At 41.2% G+C, this 18,799-nt stretch carries 13 protein-coding genes and 1 riboswitch; of the genes, 12 read left to right on the forward strand and 1 reads right to left on the reverse strand.

Going from position 1 to position 18,799, the window contains the following annotated elements; all coding sequences use genetic code 11:
* Positions 1 to 85 precede the first annotated feature (85 nt).
* The 9 genes from AC59HZ_RS22795 to yfkAB all read left to right on the forward strand — a co-directional run bounded on the left by AC59HZ_RS22795 (position 86) and on the right by yfkAB (position 13,013).
* Entirely contained in the window at positions 86 to 1,609 is a 1,524-nt protein-coding gene (locus AC59HZ_RS22795) for a class I adenylate-forming enzyme family protein (RefSeq protein ID WP_496548051.1), read from the forward strand.
* A 38-nt stretch (positions 1,610 to 1,647) separates the two neighbouring features.
* Positions 1,648 to 2,793, forward strand: coding sequence for an acyl-CoA dehydrogenase family protein (locus tag AC59HZ_RS22800; RefSeq protein WP_496548052.1), 1,146 nt, complete (start codon positions 1,648 to 1,650; stop codon positions 2,791 to 2,793).
* Positions 2,794 to 2,809: 16 nt separating this feature from the next.
* Positions 2,810 to 3,967: a thiolase family protein gene (locus AC59HZ_RS22805; protein WP_496548053.1), complete on the forward strand. Its 1,158-nt coding sequence runs from the start codon at positions 2,810 to 2,812 to the stop codon at positions 3,965 to 3,967.
* Positions 3,968 to 4,159: 192 nt separating this feature from the next.
* The gene (locus AC59HZ_RS22810) at positions 4,160 to 5,734 is read left to right on the forward strand and encodes a fatty acid--CoA ligase (protein WP_496548054.1); all 1,575 of its coding nucleotides are present in this window, start codon (positions 4,160 to 4,162) and stop codon (positions 5,732 to 5,734) included.
* Positions 5,735 to 5,749: 15 nt separating this feature from the next.
* Positions 5,750 to 6,844 carry a CaiB/BaiF CoA transferase family protein gene (locus AC59HZ_RS22815; RefSeq protein ID WP_496548055.1) on the forward strand — a complete coding sequence of 365 codons (1,095 nt, stop codon included), beginning with the start codon at positions 5,750 to 5,752 and terminating at the stop codon, positions 6,842 to 6,844.
* A gap of 89 nt (positions 6,845 to 6,933) precedes the next feature.
* Positions 6,934 to 9,063, forward strand: coding sequence for a DNA helicase RecQ (gene recQ, locus AC59HZ_RS22820; RefSeq protein ID WP_496548056.1), 2,130 nt, complete (start codon positions 6,934 to 6,936; stop codon positions 9,061 to 9,063).
* A gap of 108 nt (positions 9,064 to 9,171) precedes the next feature.
* Positions 9,172 to 9,966 (forward strand): ABC transporter ATP-binding protein, encoded by a 795-nt coding sequence (locus AC59HZ_RS22825; protein WP_496548203.1) that lies wholly within the window; start codon positions 9,172 to 9,174, stop codon positions 9,964 to 9,966.
* A gap of 80 nt (positions 9,967 to 10,046) precedes the next feature.
* The gene (locus AC59HZ_RS22830) at positions 10,047 to 11,603 is read left to right on the forward strand and encodes a hypothetical protein (protein WP_496548057.1); all 1,557 of its coding nucleotides are present in this window, start codon (positions 10,047 to 10,049) and stop codon (positions 11,601 to 11,603) included.
* Between the two features lie 297 nt (positions 11,604 to 11,900).
* Positions 11,901 to 13,013 carry a radical SAM/CxCxxxxC motif protein YfkAB gene (gene yfkAB / locus AC59HZ_RS22835; protein ID WP_496548058.1) on the forward strand — a complete coding sequence of 371 codons (1,113 nt, stop codon included), beginning with the start codon at positions 11,901 to 11,903 and terminating at the stop codon, positions 13,011 to 13,013.
* A 145-nt stretch (positions 13,014 to 13,158) separates the two neighbouring features.
* Here yfkAB and AC59HZ_RS22840 read toward each other — a convergent pair whose 3' ends face one another.
* Complete coding sequence (locus tag AC59HZ_RS22840) at positions 13,159 to 14,373, reverse strand: MFS transporter (RefSeq protein ID WP_496548059.1); 1,215 nt, start codon at positions 14,371 to 14,373, stop codon at positions 13,159 to 13,161.
* Between the two features lie 195 nt (positions 14,374 to 14,568).
* A riboswitch (SAM riboswitch) is annotated at positions 14,569 to 14,676 on the forward strand.
* Between the two features lie 124 nt (positions 14,677 to 14,800).
* Between AC59HZ_RS22840 and AC59HZ_RS22845 the strand changes: the two genes are divergently transcribed.
* The 3 genes from AC59HZ_RS22845 (at position 14,801) to AC59HZ_RS22855 (ending at position 18,487) form a co-directional block, all read left to right on the forward strand.
* Positions 14,801 to 15,916 carry a sugar ABC transporter substrate-binding protein gene (locus AC59HZ_RS22845; protein ID WP_496548060.1) on the forward strand — a complete coding sequence of 372 codons (1,116 nt, stop codon included), beginning with the start codon at positions 14,801 to 14,803 and terminating at the stop codon, positions 15,914 to 15,916.
* 83 nt (positions 15,917 to 15,999) lie between these two features.
* Positions 16,000 to 17,484 carry a sugar ABC transporter ATP-binding protein gene (locus AC59HZ_RS22850; RefSeq protein WP_496548204.1) on the forward strand — a complete coding sequence of 495 codons (1,485 nt, stop codon included), beginning with the start codon at positions 16,000 to 16,002 and terminating at the stop codon, positions 17,482 to 17,484.
* A gap of 1 nt (position 17,485) precedes the next feature.
* Positions 17,486 to 18,487: an ABC transporter permease gene (locus AC59HZ_RS22855; protein WP_496548061.1), complete on the forward strand. Its 1,002-nt coding sequence runs from the start codon at positions 17,486 to 17,488 to the stop codon at positions 18,485 to 18,487.
* The last annotated feature ends 312 nt before the right edge of the window (positions 18,488 to 18,799 follow it).

Genomic DNA, 18,799 nt, shown 5'->3' on the forward strand with positions numbered 1-18,799 from the left:
TGCGGCGATATATCCATCTTTCAGAATAATGGCACAATAATTGCATATTTAAGGATGGAGTACATTTTTCTAGGGGGTTCCTTATATGAAGATTGGCAGCCTATTATCTCAAAGTGCTCGAAAGTTTCCAGAATTATTGGCGGTTGAATGCGAGGGAAGAAGCTATACATATCGTCAATTTAATGAGGAAGTGAACAGGTTTGCTCATGGCTTGATTTCCTTAGGATTTAAAAAAGGCGAAAAGATTGCATTGATGATGAAAAATTCGGATCACTTTGTGTTCACCTTTTTTGCTGCTGCAAAAATTGGCGCAGTGGCCGTCCCAGTTAACTTCCGATTAACCGCTTCGGAAGTCCAATACATTTTAGGGCAATCAGACGCATCCTATGTTGTTTGTGACAAGGAGTTTGAAAAAAACATTTCTGAAGCTAAACATGGTACGGCTGTCCGCTCAGTTATCGTGGTTGGTGAATCGGAAACCACAGGTTTTTATTCCTATGAAAAATTGTTATCCGAAAACTTAAACGAACCAGAAATTGAGCTTTCCGAAAAGGATGATGTAGAAATTTTGTACACCTCAGGGACAACAGGCCGCCCTAAGGGAGCCCTTTTTGATCATAGCCAAATTTTTAAAGTTGGAATCTCTGTTACCATCAATATGGGGCTTAGGCAGCATGAAAGGATTCTACATTTAGCACCATTATTCCATTCAGCCCAGTTAAATCTTTTCCTTATTTCAGGAGTTGCACTAGGTGCGACACATATTATCCATCGTGATTTTCATCCAATCAAAACACTTCAAGCGATTCAAGAGCATAAAATTACCCATCTATTTGCGGTTCCTGCGATGTTTACCTTTCTTCTCCAAGTACCTAATGCAGCCGAATATAATTTATCATCCATTAAGAGATGCGGGTATGGTGCTGCCTCAATGGCCCCGGAACTTGTCAAAAAAAGTATGGAACTTTTTAAAACAGATCAATTTTACAATTTATGCGGGTTGACTGAGGCAGGACCAGGAGGAATTCTCCTTGATCCTGAGGGGCATAAGAAGCATCTAGGGAAGGGTGGAAAACCAATTTTCATGACAGAAACAAGGGTTGTCAATGAGGAAGGCAAAGATGTGCTGCCAGGCGTTGTAGGTGAATTTATACTTCGAAGCCCAATGGTCATGAAGGAGTATTATAAAAAGCCGGAAGAAACGAAGAGTACCTTTAAAGATGGCTGGCTTTATACCGGTGATTTAGCAACGATTGATGAGGAAGGTTACATCACGCTTGTTGACCGGAAAAAAGATATGATCATTTCTGGCGGAGAAAATGTTTATTCAGTCGAGGTAGAAAGCGTTCTTTATGAGCATCCAGCTGTTCTCGAAGCAGCAATTATCGGACTGCCAGATGAGGTCTGGGGAGAAGCTGTGTGCGCTGTCATTGTACCAAAAGAAGGGGCTGTGGTTGATGAACAAGAATTACGCAGCTTCTGCCGTCAAAAGCTTGCAGGATATAAGGTCCCTAGGAGGATTTTTATCGAAAAGCAGCTGCCGCGGAATGCATCTGGGAAAATATTAAAATATCAGCTGCGTCAAAAAATGAATCAAATTAACGTTTAAATCGGAAGCGTTTTCATATTAAGAAAGGAGTTTTTCAAATGAAACATCCATACTTAAACGAAGATCACGAAATTTTCCGGGCGTCATTGAGAAAGTTTTTAGAGCGTGAAGCATATCCCTTTTATGAACAGTGGGAGGAGGACAGGATGATTCCCCGCTCTTTTTGGAGGAAGATGGGGGAGCAGGGTTTTCTTTGCCCTGATATTGATGAGAAGTATGGCGGCAGTGAGGTCGACTGGGGTTTCTCCGTTGTCATTAATGAGGAATTAGAGAAGGTTGGCACTGGTTTAGTCGGGATAGGTCTGCATAATGATATTGTTGTTCCCTACATTACCTCCTACGGAACTGAAGAGCAAAAACAGCGCTGGCTTCCGAAATGTGTCACTGGCGAGATCATTACCGCGATTGCGATGACTGAGCCGGGGACGGGTTCTGACCTGGCCAACATTAAAACGACGGCTAAACTGGACGGGGACCACTATATTGTCAATGGACAAAAAACGTTTATCACCAGTGGAATCCAATCGGATCTTATCGTTGTTGCTGTGAAGACCGACCTCCATGCTGTTCCGAAGCATAAAGGTGTTTCCCTGCTTGTCATTGAACGGGATACGCTAGGATTTTCAAGAGGCAGAAAGCTGAACAAAGTCGGTCTGCATTCCCAGGATACAGCAGAATTGATCTTTGAGGATTGCCGAGTTCCGAAGGAGAATTTACTGGGAGATGAGGGCAAGGGCTTTCTTTATTTAATGGAAAAACTCCAGCAAGAACGCCTGCTCACCGCAATTGGGGCGCAAACGGCTGCAGAGGTCATGCTTACAATAACTATTGATTATGTAAAAAGTCGAGAAGCGTTTGGAAAACCGATTAGTAAGTTCCAAAATACGCAGTTTAAAATTGTTGAAATGGCTGCAGACAATCAAATGGGGCGTTCCTTTTTAGATCAGTTAATTAGAGAGCATATCGAGGGGCAAAACATCGTGACAAAAGTGTCGATGGCGAAATGGAAGCTTACGGAAAACGCCAAGAAAGTTGCGACTGAATGCATGCAGCTCCACGGCGGCTACGGGTATATGGAAGAATACGAGATTGCGAGACGATTCCGTGATATTCAGGTCGCAAGCATTTACGCCGGCACAAATGAAATTATGAAAACAATCGTTGCAAAAAATCTAGGGTTATAGAGAGGGGATATTGAACATGCGTGAAGTAGTGATTGTAGAAGGTGTACGTACACCGGTAGGAAGAAGAAATGGTGTTTTAAAAGATATCCGTCCTGACGACTTAGCGGCGTTAACCTTAAAGGAATTAGTGGACCGCGCCGGAATAGATCCAGCCATTATTGATGATGTCATTTTAGGATGTGTTACTCAATCCGGCGAACAGGCCGGGGATATTGCTAGAGTTGCCGCTTTAATTGCCGGCTTTCCAATTGAGGTGCCAGGCACAACGATTGACCGCCAATGCGGTTCAAGCCAGCAGGCTGTCCATTTTGCAGCACAGGCTATTTTAGCAGGCGATATGGATGTAGTGGTTGCCGGCGGTGTAGAGAGCATGTCTCGTGTTCCAATGGGTTCAAATTATAAAGGTGTCGAAGAGCCTTTTAGTCCTAATTTAAGATCAATGTACGAAATGATCCATCAAGGGCTGTCTGCTGAGAGAATCGCCGAAAACTATGGTTTTACTCGTGAGGAGCTTGATCAATTTTCACTAGAAAGCCATCAAAAAGCATTAAAGGCCCAAGAGGAAGGCTATTTTGCTAGAGAAATTTTTCCTTTAGAAGTGATGCTTCCGGATGGAACAACAACAGTCATTAAGGAAGATTCGGGTCCGCGAAAAGGGACTTCACTTGAAGCATTGGCAGGCCTGCGGACATCTTTCAAAGAAGACGGTGTGATTCATGCCGGGAATTCCAGTCAAATTAGCGACGGGGCTGCTGCGGTACTGCTTATGTCCCGTGAGAAAGCAGATGAACTCGGTCTTAAACCGCGTTTCCGTGTTCATACCCGAGTGGTGGTTGGTTCTGATCCAACTTTGATGCTGACAGGACCGATTCCGGCGACCCAAAAAGCACTTGAAAAGGCTGGCTTATCTATTGACGATATTGATGTATTTGAAGTAAATGAAGCATTTGCTCCGGTTCCGCTGGCATGGTTGAGGGACACGGGTGCAAATCCAGCTAAGCTTAATCCTAATGGAGGTGCAATTGCGCTTGGTCACCCTCTGGGCGGCAGCGGTGCACGCTTAATGGTGACGATGATGCATGAGCTTGAGCGTTCAGGAGGTCGTTTCGGCTTACAAACAATGTGCGAAGGTCATGGAATGGCTAATGCGACAATAATTGAACGCTTAGCTTAATTAGCGAATTCGGATTCGCAAATAGAAGCGAGCTTTACTCAAATAAACCAAGTAGAATCGCAAATAAAATAGGAAATTTTGCGAATAAAAGGGTTTAATTAGCAAATATAGCCCAATTTTTCGCAAATAAAAGTCCCTAAAAGGCAGTCGGCCCCGCCGATTGCCTCAAAAATACCTGGTGGAGGCGATTTAATGAGCATAACGATTGGAAAAGTCTTCGATTTAACAGTGAAAAAGTTCCCAAACAAGGAAGCCATCTATGATGTCAGAAAAAATGTCAGGTACACCTATAGGGAATGGAACGAACAAGTAAATCGTCTTGCCAATGCCCTTCTCAAAGAAGGAGTAAAAAAAGGCGACCGTGTTTCCACGGTCATGTTTAATACGGAAGAATTAGGAACTGCCTTTTTCGCCTGCTCGAAAATTGGTGCCATTTTTAACCCGATTAATTTCCGACTAATGCCTGAAGAAGTAGCTTATATCCTTTCAGATGCCGCTCCTAAAGTTGTTCTTTTTGAGAAAGCCTTAGAGCCTGTTATTGGGGCAATTGAAAAGCGTTTTGAAAAAATGTCCTTCTGGTTTATTGATGCCGATGCCCCGTCTTATGCGGCCAGCTACCAAGATAAACTAGCTGCTTCAACAACAGAAGGCGTTCAAATCGAAGTAAACGAGAACGATTTGTATGCGTTTATCTATACGAGCGGCACAACAGGCAGACCAAAAGGTGTCATGCATAGCCACCGCAATATGCTTGAACAAAGCATCCTTTGCATAGCATCCTGCAAACTTGAGCCGAATGATGTTGGTCTAGTGACAGCACCGATGTTTCATTGTGCGGAACTTCATTGCAACTTTCTTCCAAGAGTACATGTAGGTGCAAGAAATGTCATTTTGCACCAATTTAATCCACCAAAAATTCTTCAATTAATGGAACAAGAAAAAATTACAAAGGTATTTGCAGCCCCTACGATGTGGAATATGCTGCTGCAAGAGGACTTAAGTCAGTACAACCTATCAAGTCTGAAGCTCGGTTTATATGGTGCAGCACCCATGGCGCCATCACTCGTACATGCTCTTCATGACCGTTTAGGAATCTCCTTAGTTCAAGCCTATGGGATGACGGAAATGGGTCCTGCAATTACCTTCCTGTCAGAGACTGACCAACTGAGAAAAGCAGGGTCTGCAGGCCAGGCCGCAATCAGCCATGATATCCGGATTGTCCGGACGAGAGAGGACGGGCCATCTGAGCCAGACGATGTTGTTCCAGCTGGAGAAACAGGGGAAATCATTGTTCAGGGTCCTAGTATGATGCTGGGTTATTACAATCGTGAAGAAGTGACAGAAAAAGCGCTGTATAAGGGCTGGTACTATTCAGGCGATATTGGGTATCTCGATGAAGAAGGCTACCTGTATGTCAATGACCGTGTTGATGATATGATTATCAGCGGCGGTGAAAACATTTACCCGCGTGAAGTTGAGGATGTATTGCATGCCCATCCTGGCGTTCTGGATGTTGCCATTGTCGGACAGCCTGATGACAGGTGGGGGGAAACCGTGACAGCTTTTGTTGTAAAAAAGGATCCGAATGTATCTGAACAAGAGCTCGATGAATTCTGTAAAGCTAGTGATAAGCTGGCGAACTACAAGCGCCCTCGGAAATATATTTTCATAGAAGTCTTGCCGCGCAATGCCAGCGGCAAAATCCAAAAATTTATATTGCGTAAACAGTTGGAGGAGCTTTTCGCACCAGGGTCACCGAATTCGTAAGAAAGGACTTTGAATATGCTGGAAGGAATTAGAGTCATTGATTTTACCAATTATCTGCCTGGACCCTTTGCCACATTACGGTTAGCTGACTTGGGCGCGGAAATCATCAAGGTGGAGCCGCCAGGAGGTGACCCAGCCCGCCACACAGGAATGTCCAAAAAAAGAGATGGGATTGTTTTTCAAGCTAATAACCGTCAGAAGAAAAGCATCACCTTAAACTTGAAGGAAAAAGACGGGCTGGAAACAGCTTTAAAACTTATTGCCAATGCTGATGTCGTCATCGAAAGCTTTAGACCGGGGGTAATGGGAAAACTCGGACTGGGTTTTGAAGATGTTCAAAGGGTGAAGCCTGATATCGTATACTGTTCAATTTCCGGGTATGGACAAAAGGGGCTATTAAGCGGGCTTGGAAACCACGATATCAATTATATGGCCTTAAGCGGGGTACTTGCTCAGTTAAAAGATAAACATGAAAGGCCAGTCCACCCTTCTATCACATTCGCAGATTATTTAGGCGGGTTCGCGGCAAATGAACGGATTTTAGCAGGACTTGTTTCTCGGTTTTTGACTGGGAAGGGAAGCTATCATTCTATTTCTATCACCGATCAATTGGTTTCTTTACTTGGGAATCATGTCATGGTCGAAAAAGAAGTGGGTGAGGGAACCGGCATTTCTGTTTTGAATGGCAGCATTATCGCATACGCTTTATATGAAACAAGGGATGGTCGCTTTATGAGCATGGGGGCACTGGAGCCGAAGTTTTGGGAGAATTTTTGTATGGCGCACGGCCGGGAGGATTGGATTAGAGCCCATTTTTCAAAAACGGATGGCGGCAATCCTGTTTTCTTTGAGGTATCGTCGCTATTCAAAAGTAAGACTTTTTATGAGTGGATTGAGTTCGCTCAGAGGGTCGATTGCTGTATGGCCCCAGTGCTTGAAATTGGAGAACTAACCGAAAACCAATACTTTAAAGAGAAGGAACTTATTTTCACGTCCTCATGGGGTGACTGCCAGGTAAAGATGCACAGTGACATTAAGCAGGAACAAATGGCGCCGCCGCCTAAAATAGGGGAGCATAAAGAGGAGATTTTAAATAATATTCTTATATAAAAGCTTTTTTGAGGCTGCCGCAGATATAAATCGGCAGCCAATTTGTTTATAATAGAATTAGTTACTAACATTTGAAAGGAGTCACAATCTTGATTGCCAAAACACTCCCCTTATTACAATCTCATTTCGGCTACAACTCTTTTCGCAAAGGCCAAGAACAGGCAATCCAATCAGTGCTGGATGGCAATAACACTATTTGCGTTATGCCGACTGGCGGCGGAAAGTCAATTTGCTATCAAATTCCTGCGCTCGCGCTTCAAGGCACCACGATTGTTATATCCCCATTGATTTCCTTAATGAAGGATCAGGTCGATGCTCTCAATCAAGTCGGAATTCCTGCCACATTTATCAATAGCTCCCTTAGTTTCAATGAAGCATATGAACGGTTGCGCAATGCACAGCTTGGGAAATTCAAATTACTTTACATAGCACCTGAGAGGTTAGATTCACGAGAATTTATCGAAGATCTTATAAAAATGGAAATCCCTTTAGTGGCTGTCGATGAAGCCCACTGTATTTCCCAATGGGGCCACGACTTCCGTCCGAGCTACCGCCATATCCAGCAAATGGTTCGAACCCTGCCTCAAAATCCAATTGTTATGGCGCTTACAGCAACAGCTACCCCAAGAGTACGGGAGGATATTTGCCATCTGCTTGATATTGATGAGGAAAATACCATTATCACGGGATTTGAACGGGAAAACCTTTCTTTTTCGGTTATTAAAGGACAGGACCGGCTAAAATATCTACTAGATTACCTTAAAAAGAACAACAACGAAGCAGGGATTATTTATGCGGCAACACGAAAGAATGTTGACCAGCTCTATGAACGACTGCATAAAGAAAATATTAATGTTGCGCGGTACCATGCCGGTATGGGGGACGCAGAACGTGCACGTGAGCAGGAACGTTTTTTAGAAGACAAAGCATCCGTCATGGTTGCAACATCAGCCTTCGGGATGGGGATTGATAAAAGTAACATTCGCTATGTCCTCCATTTTCAAATGCCGAAAAACATGGAAAGTTACTACCAAGAGGCAGGGCGTGCTGGCCGAGATGGACTTCCAAGTGAATGTGCACTATTATATTCTCCACAGGATGTGCAAATTCAACGCTTCTTAATTGACCAATCCATTGATCGAGGACGAATTCATGCAGAGCTGGAAAAACTGCAGCAAATGGTAGATTACTGTCACACGGAGAACTGTCTGCAGGAATTTATATTAAAATACTTCGGTGAAACGGAAACCGAGCCATGCGGAAGATGTGGAAACTGTACGGATTCACGGACAAGCATTGATGTGACGAAGGAAGCACAAATGGTAATGTCCTGCATCATTCGGATGGGCCAACGTTTTGGAAAAACACTTATTGCCCAGGTTTTAACGGGTTCAAAGAATAAAAAAGTAACAGAACTTGGCTTTGAAAGACTTACAACCTATGGAATTATGAAGGACAAGGGAGCAAAAGAAGTCAGTGATTTTATTGAATTTCTTATATCACAGGAGCTAATCGCGATTGAACAAGGGCAATTTCCTACCCTTTATGTGTCCTCAAAAGGCAAGGATGTCTTGCTGGGAAAAATTCTTGTATTCCGGCGTGAGACTGTCCAAGTTAAACAAGTTTCAAAGAGTGATCCATTATTCGAAGCCTTGAGGGAAGTAAGGAGGCAAATTGCTGAAGCTGAAAAAGTGCCGCCATTTGTTATTTTTTCTGATGCTGCTCTAAAGGATATGTGCGCCAAGCAGCCTAAAACAAACCAAGAGTTTTTACAGGTGAGCGGTGTAGGGGAACATAAATTGCAAAAATATGGACTTGAATTTATTCAAGCGATCCGAAATTTTTTACATGATCATCCGGATTATCAAAGTGAAATTCAAGCCGAAGTAAAAGTACCGAAAAAAAAAGCCCAAAAAGCGGTTGGTGAATCCCATTTGGAGACATTGACATTAAACCAAAATCACCTTTCGATAGAGGAAATTGCAGAAAAGCGCGAGCTTGCAATCAGCACAGTGGAAAGCCATTTACTTCAATGTGCCCAACAAGGGTTGGATGTCGACTTTTCAAGGCATGTTCCGAATGACTATATTCCTCTTTTAGAAAAAGCCGTGGCTGAAGTGGGACGGAATCAATTAAAGCCGATAAAGGATCTCCTTCCGGAAGAAGTAAGCTATTTCATGATAAAAGTATATGTATATTTTTTAAGTAAAAATAAATAGGTAAGACGGTCGACAAAATTTCTTTTGTCGGCTTTTTCCATCTTCACGCTTTTTATAGAAAAATAGGAAAAATATGTTAATGTTAAGCTATTAATATGTGAGAAGGTGATGAGCATCGAAACAAAACAAGACGTGGTACTTTGTTTGAAGGATTTGAAAAAGGATTATGGAACAAAAAATGTTTTAAAAGGCATTAATCTAACGGTACCTCGTGGGCAAATTATCGGATATATTGGACCAAACGGTGCCGGGAAAAGTACAACAATCAAGATATTGCTCGGGCTTGAAAGTGAGTATGGCGGCAAGGTTGAGATTTTTGGCGAGGAAATCAACGAGAACGATATTAACTACAAAAGAAAAATCGGTTATATTCCTGAGGTAGCGGAACTCTATGATAATCTTACCGCAATGGAGTATTTAACCTTTGTCGGCGAATTATACGGGATGGATCTACAAACGGCTGATGAAAAAGCCCAAAGCCTGATGAAGGTCTTTGGAATGGAAGCAGTATATCACTCACGAATCTCGTCCTACTCTAAGGGAATGCGGCAAAAGGTATTGATCATTTCAAGCTTATTACATAATCCTGACTTGTTATTTTTAGATGAGCCGTTAAGCGGTCTCGATGCCAATAGTGTCATGGTTTTTAAAGAAATTCTGGCTGTTCTTGCCTCCCAAGGAAAAACAATTTTCTATTCATCCCATATCATGGATGTCGTAGAGAAAATCAGCAACCGCATTATTCTCATTAACGATGGAAAAATTGTAGCCGACGGCAGCTTCAATGAGTTAAAGGAGCAAAATAAGGAAGGGACACTGGAGCAGATTTTTAATCAGCTGACAGGATTTAATGAATATAAGGTTTTGGCTGAAGAATTTGTGTCCATCGTTCAAAGGGTATGAGGATGAAAAACTTTCGCACGCTGAGATTCCTAGATTTATTTCGCGGTCTTTTTGAAAGCTTTGGCATCAATTACACTGTCATGAGAAGAATTTTAGCAGTCAAACTAACAATGGATGGAAGAAGGACTCCGACCATTTTTAACCAGCAGACCAAAAAGAAGAAGAAACCGGAAGAAAACGGGTTTATGAAATCATTAGGGATGTATGTGCTATTAAGCCTCATGCTCATCCCGTTTACCATGCTTGGAAGCAACTTTCTGTATCAAATGAGCATTTTTTACGGAATCGTCATGTTTCTTGTCATGACGTCAATGATATCCGATTTTTCGAATGTACTCCTTGATGTCAGGGACAAGGCGATTCTTTTAACAAAACCAGTTAATAAAAAGACATTAAATGTTGCAAAGACCATTCATATTTGTATTTATTTAATTTATCTTACGACCGCACTTACGGCTATTCCCTTAATAATTGGGACAGTTAGACATGGGGGATTATTCCTGCTCCTGGGGGTTATCGGTCTTGTTTTAGTAAATCTATTAATTGTTGTCGTAACGGCAATTATTTATTATTTCATTTTACGATTCTTTGATGGCGAAAAACTGAAGGATATTATTAACTACGTGCAAATTGGCCTATCTGTTTCAATTGCTGTTGGATACCAAGTACTGGCAAGGTCCTTCAGTGTAGTTGATATGAACATTACCTTTACACCAAGATGGTGGCAATTCCTAATTCCTCCAATTTGGTTTGGGGCACCTTTTGAATTATTCCTGCAGCACCACTTAAACTTCTATATTATTTCGTTCTCACTACTGGCTTTGTTTATTCCTATTATTGTGATTATCATCTATAGTCGAATGATGCCTTCCTTTGAAAGGAACTTGCAAAAGCTGACAAATAATAGCGGCGGAGGTAGCCGGAAGAAGCATTGGTGGATAAATGGCCTTGTTAATGTGATTTGCCGAAGCAAGGAGGAAAAAATCTTTTTTCGCTTCGCAGACAACATGATGAGGAACGAAAGAGAATTTCGCTTAAAGGTTTATCCGGCGTTAGGAATGTCATTGATTTTTCCGTTTATCTTTATGTTTAATGAAATACAAATGAATTCATTTGCCCATCTAGTTTCAAGTAAATGGTATTTAGCGGTTTACTTTTCTTGTTTAATGATTCCCAATGCTGTCGCTATGCTAAAATACTCGGGAAAATACAAAGGTGCATGGATATACCAAACGGCTCCACTCCAAAGTTTGGCTCCGTTATATAGTGCTGTTTTAAAGGTGTTTATTTCCAACCTCTTCCTGCCTATTTATATTATCATAAGTGCGATTTTTATTGGCATTTTCGGTTTGAAGATCATCGACGATTTATTGGTCGTACTGTTGACAGCTATTTTATTCACGATCATTTGTTCAAACTACCTAAAAGGTACACTGCCATTCTCTGAATCTTTTGAGGATGCCCTGCAAAGCGGGGGATTGAAAGTGATTCTTGCATTGCTTTGTCTAGCTGTATTTGCTGGTATTCATTTTGCTCTTACTTTTATTCCATTTGGTGTGCCGATTTATCTCATCATCCTTAGTATGATTACTATCTTTTCTTGGAAACGGGCTTATCGGACGGTATGGAATTTTTAAGTGCTTATGGCTGTCATTAGGGGAATACCTTGATGACAGCCAATTTTCTGGTGCTGATAATATTTTTTTGTTATTTTTAGAATATTCATAACATTTGTCGATATGAATCTGGTATTGTTGATATTTCCCTGGGAATTTGTCGATTGAAAGAAAAAATCTATAAAAATAGCATTGCTCAATTGAATAATCGCTTTTTGGAATTCATAAGCTTTTGTAACAGTTAGAAATAGCAATTGCATTCCCAAATCAGCTATAATGAAATGGTTTTGTGAAGACTGATTGTTAAGGAGTTTATTTATGTTAAATATGAAAAAGATTACCCCGTCCTATGATCCTTGGGAAGCATATTTAGATATTGAGGAATATGGAAAACCACAGCTTACAAATATTGAATTCACCACGACGACCCTTTGTAATATGCGCTGTGAACATTGCGCTGTCGGATATACGCTGCAGACGAAGGATCCAGATGCCTTACCTTTGGAGCTTATCTTAAAAGGGTTAGATGAAATTCCAACCCTTCGCTCTTTAAGTATCACAGGTGGGGAACCGATGCTGTCAATATCATCCGTGAAAAATTATGTCGCACCGATTTTAAAATATGCCCGCGAACGTGGGGTACGGACCCAGATAAATTCAAATTTAACCGTCGATTTGGCGCGGTATGAATTAATCATCCCCTATTTAGATGTCTTACATATCTCCCATAACTGGGGCACGGTGGATGATTTTGTTGAGGGCGGCTTCGCGAGAATGGAAAAGCAGCCTGATTTTAATCAACGGGAAAAATATTTTATGAGAATGATAGAAAATAGCCGCGAGCTTGTGAAAGCAGGAGTGATGGTGTCTGCAGAAACAATGTTAAATAAACGGACACTGCCGCATTTAGAAAAAATCCACCGCCAAATCGTTGAGGAAATGCTTTGTCAGCGCCATGAAGTGCATCCAATGTATCCAAGTGATTTCGCCAGCAATCTTGAAACCCTTACCCTCCATGAGATCAGAGGTGCCATCCATCAACTGCTCGATATTAGAAATGAAGAGGTTTGGATGCTGTTTGGAACACTTCCGTTCTATGCTTGCAGCAGTATACAGGAGGATTTAAATCTCTTAAAACGTTTATATAATAGTAAAAATGTGACAGTTAGAAATGACCCTGACGGCCGCTCACGCTTGAACGTCAATATTTTTAGCGGTGATATTATTGTTACGGATTTTGGCGATACTCCTGCGTTAGGAAATATTCAAAACACTAAATTGATAGATGCGTATCACACATGGCAAGCTTCGAATATTGCGAAGGAATTGAATTGCCATTGCCCGGCCGTATCATGCCTCGGCCCCAATATCTTGGTCAAAAATAGTTATTATCAGAAAATGGATTTTACAAAACTGAAAACCAATTTATAAATATAGCAGGATTTTCCTGCTTATTTATTTTAAGTTAAGCAAAGGGTACCGATAACGCGTTCTTCCCAGAACATTTTTAAAGTTTTTGAACAACAGATGAAATAAAGAAAAGTCCCATTTTTGTGGGACTTTTCTTTTGAATTTTTTAGGCGGTATGTTTTATAAGCTTTGGATTACGCTGCATAGATACGAGCAAGATAGCGCCGCTGATAATTAGTAATGCACTTGTGCTGATAAACACTGAGGAAAATCCAAAGTAACCGGATAGGAAGCCGCCCAGCATTGGACCGATTATATTGCCGAGAAATCTTAAACTATTGTTATAGCCTAGTACCTCACCTTGCATCGCAATCGGTGCTTCCTGGCGGATGTATGCAATTCTAACCGGAATAATTCCGCCAATCGTGATGCCGAGGGCGAAACGGATAATAACAAGCTGCCAAAGGCTCGTAACAGCTGCACCTGGTAAGTATACAATTCCTGCTAAGAATAAGAGGATGACAAGTATTTTTATATAACCGTATTTGTCAGCAATCTTTCCCCATTTTCTAGTCATCATTAGATTCCCAAGTCCAGCTGCAGAAAAAGCAATTCCGGAATAAAAGGCAACATTTGTTTTTCCATGCAAATCACTAACAAATAAAGACAATATTGGCTGAATGCTAAAGTGGGCAATTTGAACTAATGCAGAGATAAGAAGAACTGTTAATAAAACCGGATTACGGAAAATATGCTTAAAGACTTCCTTGCTTGAATAATGAGCTTTTGCTCCCGGTTTGATTTCAACACGAAATTCTTTTGTAGCAATAACAAGTATGGCCGAAATGAAAATGGAAATAGATGTCCACTTAAATGTGGTGGCATAGCCAAGCGAATCTGCTAATATTCCGCCGAGCATCGGTCCAAGTAAAGAACCGGTTATACTGCCTGTTTGCAATGTGCCAAGGACACGTCCGGCAATCTGTTTCGGCGTTTGTGTAGAAATAAATGCCTGTGACATCGGGATAAAGCCCGAAAAGAAACCCATGAAAAAGCGCAGCAGCAATAAATGCCAGACGGAATGGACGAAGCTGATTAGGAAAATGGATGCCGCCATTCCAATCCCTGAAATGATAAGAATTTTCTTTCTTCCATAACGGTCGCCAATTTTCCCCCAAATTGGCGAGAAAAGGAAGGCAGATACAAATGTAATTCCAAACGTTATCCCAGACCAATGCTGTACATATTTCTCTGAAAAATTTCCAAACGTCTCAATATAAAGTGAAATAAAGGGCATGACCATCGTCATACTTCCGGCAACAAAAAAGTTGGCAAACCACATGATCACTAAATTACGTTTAGCACTTTCCTGCTGGTTCATTGTTCATAACACTTCTTCCTTGAGAATATTTCGTTTCTCTAAATATTATAATACCGAAATTAGTTGATCATTTAAATGGTGGTATTGTAATTTTAAAAAAAGTAATTTATTAAAAATATTCATAATACTATTGACAACTTATTAATAGGAGTTTAAATTAAGTTTATTACTTAAAACAATTAAATCATTTACGTTCTCTTATCAAGAGTGGCAGAGGGACTGGCCCGATGACGCCCAGCAACCGTTCCGATTGGAATTGGTGCTAAATCCTGCAAAACAAGGAATTGTTTTGAGAGATAAGAGAGGAGTAGTCCGTTTATTTGCGATGAAACCTCTCTTTTCTGGAGAGGTTTTTTTATTTTTCATAAAATCAAACTTTTCCAATAGGAGTAACGAGAATTACGTAAATAAGGGGGAGTTTTACATCATGAAGAGAAAGTTATTAAAAAGTACACTTGTTTCAGCATTAGCCGCGACACTCCTGCTAACTGGCTGTACCTCAAACGGAGAAACAAAGCAAGCCAGCGGCAATAAAAATGTGTCATTAGAAGGGGTTCCAGAGCGATTTACCAAAGGTGATCCGGTTAAAATCAAGGTTATCCGTAAAATTGGCGGTGACGATCATACTGCCCAATTTCTAGCGGGTGCAAAAGAAGAAGGACAAGCATTAGGTTTTCAGGTGGATGTATTTACTGCAAATGGGGACACAGCGAAATTCCATGATGCAATCAATCAAGCATTAGATCAGAATTATGACGGATTTGTCATTTCCCATGGTGACGATGATGCAACTGTTAATGATGTGAAGAAAATCGTTGAAAAAGGAAAAAGCGTTGTGGCTTTTGACTCTAATCCAAAGCTTGCTGAAATTGATGGAGTGACATTAACTTCACAGGACGATGAAGCATTAGCAACCTTAGCTCTAAATCAGCTTGTAAAAGAAACAAAAGGAAAAGCCAATATTGCCTACCTTTGGGTGGACGGATTCCCGCCAATGGTAAGAAGAAATAAAGTTTATCAGGATGTTCTTGCGAAAAACCCTGGTATTAAAGAAGTCGAGCGCTTCGGTGTAGCTGCAGCAGACACAAGTGTTCAAACTCAAAATGCGGTTGCAGCGATGCTGAACAAATACCCTAAAGGAAAATTGGATGCCATTTTTGCCACTTGGGATGCATTTGCGATTGGTGCAGCTCGTGCTTTGAAGGAAGCAGGCCGGGAAGAAGTAAAAATCTATGGAATTGATGTTTCCAATGCTGACCTTCAGGAAATTCAAAGAAAAGGCAGCGCATGGAAGTACACCGCCGCCGTTGACCCTAAACTGATTGGTGCCGTAGATTTGAGATTACTAGCGAAAAAACTGGCGGGAGAAGAGACGCCAAAAACCTACGACTTAGAAGCTTCACTCGTGACGCAGAAAAACGTTCAGAATTCTAAAGGGGCAGTTAATATGGTGAATCTAGCGACAATCATTCCTGGCTGGGGCCAATCTACTGCCTTTGAAGAAGATTGGATGAAAACATTAAAGAAGCACTATAAGAAATAAATGGCATTACACTCTCTTTTTCACAAGATTAAGAGAGTGTTTGCTTAATAGGAGGTGGCATTTTGACGACTACAACCTTAGAAATGAAAAACATCTCAATAGAGTTTCCCGGTGTAAAGGCACTGGATCAGGTCCACTTTTCCACGGAAACAGGAAAAATTCAGGCACTGATAGGGGCAAACGGCGCGGGGAAATCGACATTAATGAAAGTTCTTTCAGGTGCGTATGATCACTATACTGGCGAAATAAGCTTAGATGGACAAAGCCTAAAAATCCGTTCCCCAAAAAATGCTCAGGATGCGGGAATACAAATCGTTTACCAAGAAGTCGATACAGCCTTGATTCCCTATTTAACTGTCGCAGAAAATATTATGCTGCTAGACACCGTTCATAGCATGGGGAAAAAACAATGGGTGAAATGGAAGGAGATTCATAATCAAGCTAATAAAATACTGGCAGAAATGAATATTCATCTTTCCACTAAAAAACTAGTAAGCGACTTAACCCTGGCTGAAAAACAAATGGTGTTAATCGCAAGGGCCATTTCTATGCAGTGTAAGTTTCTCATTTTAGATGAACCGACTGCACCGTTAAGTCATACCGAAACAACAGAACTATTTCGTATCGTCAAGGACTTAATAAAGCAAAATGTAGGAATTATATTTATCTCCCATCGTCTGCCGGAAATCTTTGAAGTTTGTAATGAGATAACTGTGATGCGCAATGGTGAAATTGTGATAAAAGAGAAGATTTCAGAAACCACTCCGAGCAAAGTGGTCGAGCAAATGCTCGGGCAAAAGCTGGAGGAGCAGTTTCCAGAGAAAAGGGCAACGTTCGGGAATACTGTCCTAGAGGTAAAAGGGCTATCCGACGAGGAGAAACTTAGAAATCTACATATTCAGGTTAAAGCTGGAGAAATCGTGGGAATCGCTGGGCTTGTCGGAGCAGGAAAAACGGAATTGTGCAAGGCGCTTTTTGGAGCAGCGAAAATTTCTGAGGGAGAAATTATTCTCAATGGTAAGAAGTTAAAAAGTAAGAGTCCTTACGATGCTGTTAAAAATGGGCTTGCTTTAGTTCCTGAAGAGCGGCGAAAGGAAGGAATTCTTGTTCTAGAATCGGTAGAATCCAATTTGTCGGCGGCCAATTTAGGTTTGTTTTCAAAAGCGTTGAGCTTTTTAGACCGGAAAAAGGAAAAAGAAACGGCCAAACAAATGATTCGCGCACTTGGGATTAAAGCACCATCGGAAGAAACGAAGGTTCAAAACCTATCAGGCGGTAATCAGCAGAAGGTAGCGATTGGAAAATGGCTAGTGGCTGAAGCCGATGTATATCTTTTTGATGAGCCGACAAAAGGTGTTGACGTTGGAGCAAAGAGGGATATCTTTAATTTAATTTCAGATTTAGCGAAGCAGGGTAAAGGAATTATTTATGCATCTTCAGAGCTTTCTGAAATTATAGGGATAACCGATCGAGTCTATGTTTTGTATGACGGTAAGTCAGTCAAGGAATTGAAAACAAACGAAACGAATGAAGAAGAACTATTATTCTATTCAACAGGGGGCAGATAAGATGGAAGCAAAAATAACAACAAGCAAACAGACCCCAGCGAAAAAGCAAATTGAACTTTTTCAGATCTTTTATAAATACGGGACCATTATTACAATTGTCGCACTTATTGTTATTTTTTCTCTGGCGAATCCAACCTTTATTCAAGGAAGCAATATCGTCAATATTTTACGTTCCATATCGATTGTGACCATTATTGCCATCGGGATTACGATTTCATTATCTGTAGATGGATTTGATCTTTCGGTCGGATCCGTTGCATCCCTTTCAAACGCGGTTGTCATTTCCATGTTTGTTTGGTTCTCGCAGAACACCTTGGTTGCAGTTATTTCAGCAATTGCGGCATCATTAGTGGTTGGCGCCATCAACTCATTTATGATTGTCAAGCTTCGAATTCCTGATATGCTGTTAACACTTGCTACGATGTTTATCATCCAAGGGACTGCTCTAACCTATACAAAAGGTGCAACAGTGTCACAAAACATGGTCATGCCGGATGGCTCGATGGCAGCCGGCCTCATCAGTCCATTTTTTGCAAAAATTGGCGAGGTACCATGGATTATTATCATCATGGCAGTGACTGTCATTTTGGTACATGTCTTTTTGACTTATACAAAACATGGCCGCTATATGTACGTTATCGGCGGCAATAAAGAAGCAGCCAGACTTTCCGGGATACCAGTAAATAAATATAAGGTGGCAGCATACTTACTTTCTGCTCTTTTTGCATCCATTGGAGGCATTGTTCTAGCATCACGTGTTATGACTTCAGAAATTAATTCAGGTGCACCTTATTTAATGGATTCTGTGGCAGCCGCATTTATTGGTTTTTCAGTCCTTGGGGCAGGAAAAGCAAACGCGTTTGGTACGTTTATTGGTGCGGTACTGATTGGGATTTTACAAAACGGTTTGGTGATGATGTCTGTTCCTTATTATGCGATGGACATTGTTAAAGGAGCAGTTTTGGCTTTTGCCTTGGCGATTACCTATTATAAACAGAAATAAATTAGAATGGCGATCCTATCCATATTGATGGATAGGATTTTTGCCTTTTATTGGTGCAAAAATTATGTAAAACGGAGTTTAGGTGGTAAAAAAGTGAAGTCCCAAATGCCCGTTAAGGTGAAAAAAAGAGCGAAGCGGTAATTAGGAAGGTCTCCAAATGCCCGTTAAGGTGGAAAAAGGAGAGGGACGGTAATTAGGAAGGTCTCCAAATGCCTGTTAAGGTGGAAAGAGGAGCGAAGCGGTAATTAGGAAGGTCTCCAAATGCCTGCTTAGGTGGAAAAAGGAGCGAAGCAGTAATTAGGAAAGTCTCCA

The organism is Neobacillus sp. DZ-9 (genome assembly GCF_059587065.1).

Coding starts and splice junctions, on each gene's coding strand:
- AC59HZ_RS22840 (WP_496548059.1), bottom strand. CDS start 14,373: ATGAACCAGCAGGAAAGTGCTAAACGTAATTTAGTGATCATGTGGTTT.
- AC59HZ_RS22800 (WP_496548052.1), top strand. CDS start 1,648: ATGAAACATCCATACTTAAACGAAGATCACGAAATTTTCCGGGCGTCA.
- AC59HZ_RS22815 (WP_496548055.1), top strand. CDS start 5,750: ATGCTGGAAGGAATTAGAGTCATTGATTTTACCAATTATCTGCCTGGA.
- AC59HZ_RS22825 (WP_496548203.1), top strand. CDS start 9,172: ATGAGCATCGAAACAAAACAAGACGTGGTACTTTGTTTGAAGGATTTG.
- AC59HZ_RS22850 (WP_496548204.1), top strand. CDS start 16,000: ATGAAAAACATCTCAATAGAGTTTCCCGGTGTAAAGGCACTGGATCAG.
- AC59HZ_RS22845 (WP_496548060.1), top strand. CDS start 14,801: ATGAAGAGAAAGTTATTAAAAAGTACACTTGTTTCAGCATTAGCCGCG.
- AC59HZ_RS22855 (WP_496548061.1), top strand. CDS start 17,486: ATGGAAGCAAAAATAACAACAAGCAAACAGACCCCAGCGAAAAAGCAA.
- AC59HZ_RS22805 (WP_496548053.1), top strand. CDS start 2,810: ATGCGTGAAGTAGTGATTGTAGAAGGTGTACGTACACCGGTAGGAAGA.
- AC59HZ_RS22830 (WP_496548057.1), top strand. CDS start 10,047: ATGAGAAGAATTTTAGCAGTCAAACTAACAATGGATGGAAGAAGGACT.
- AC59HZ_RS22810 (WP_496548054.1), top strand. CDS start 4,160: ATGAGCATAACGATTGGAAAAGTCTTCGATTTAACAGTGAAAAAGTTC.
- yfkAB (WP_496548058.1), top strand. CDS start 11,901: ATGTTAAATATGAAAAAGATTACCCCGTCCTATGATCCTTGGGAAGCA.
- AC59HZ_RS22795 (WP_496548051.1), top strand. CDS start 86: ATGAAGATTGGCAGCCTATTATCTCAAAGTGCTCGAAAGTTTCCAGAA.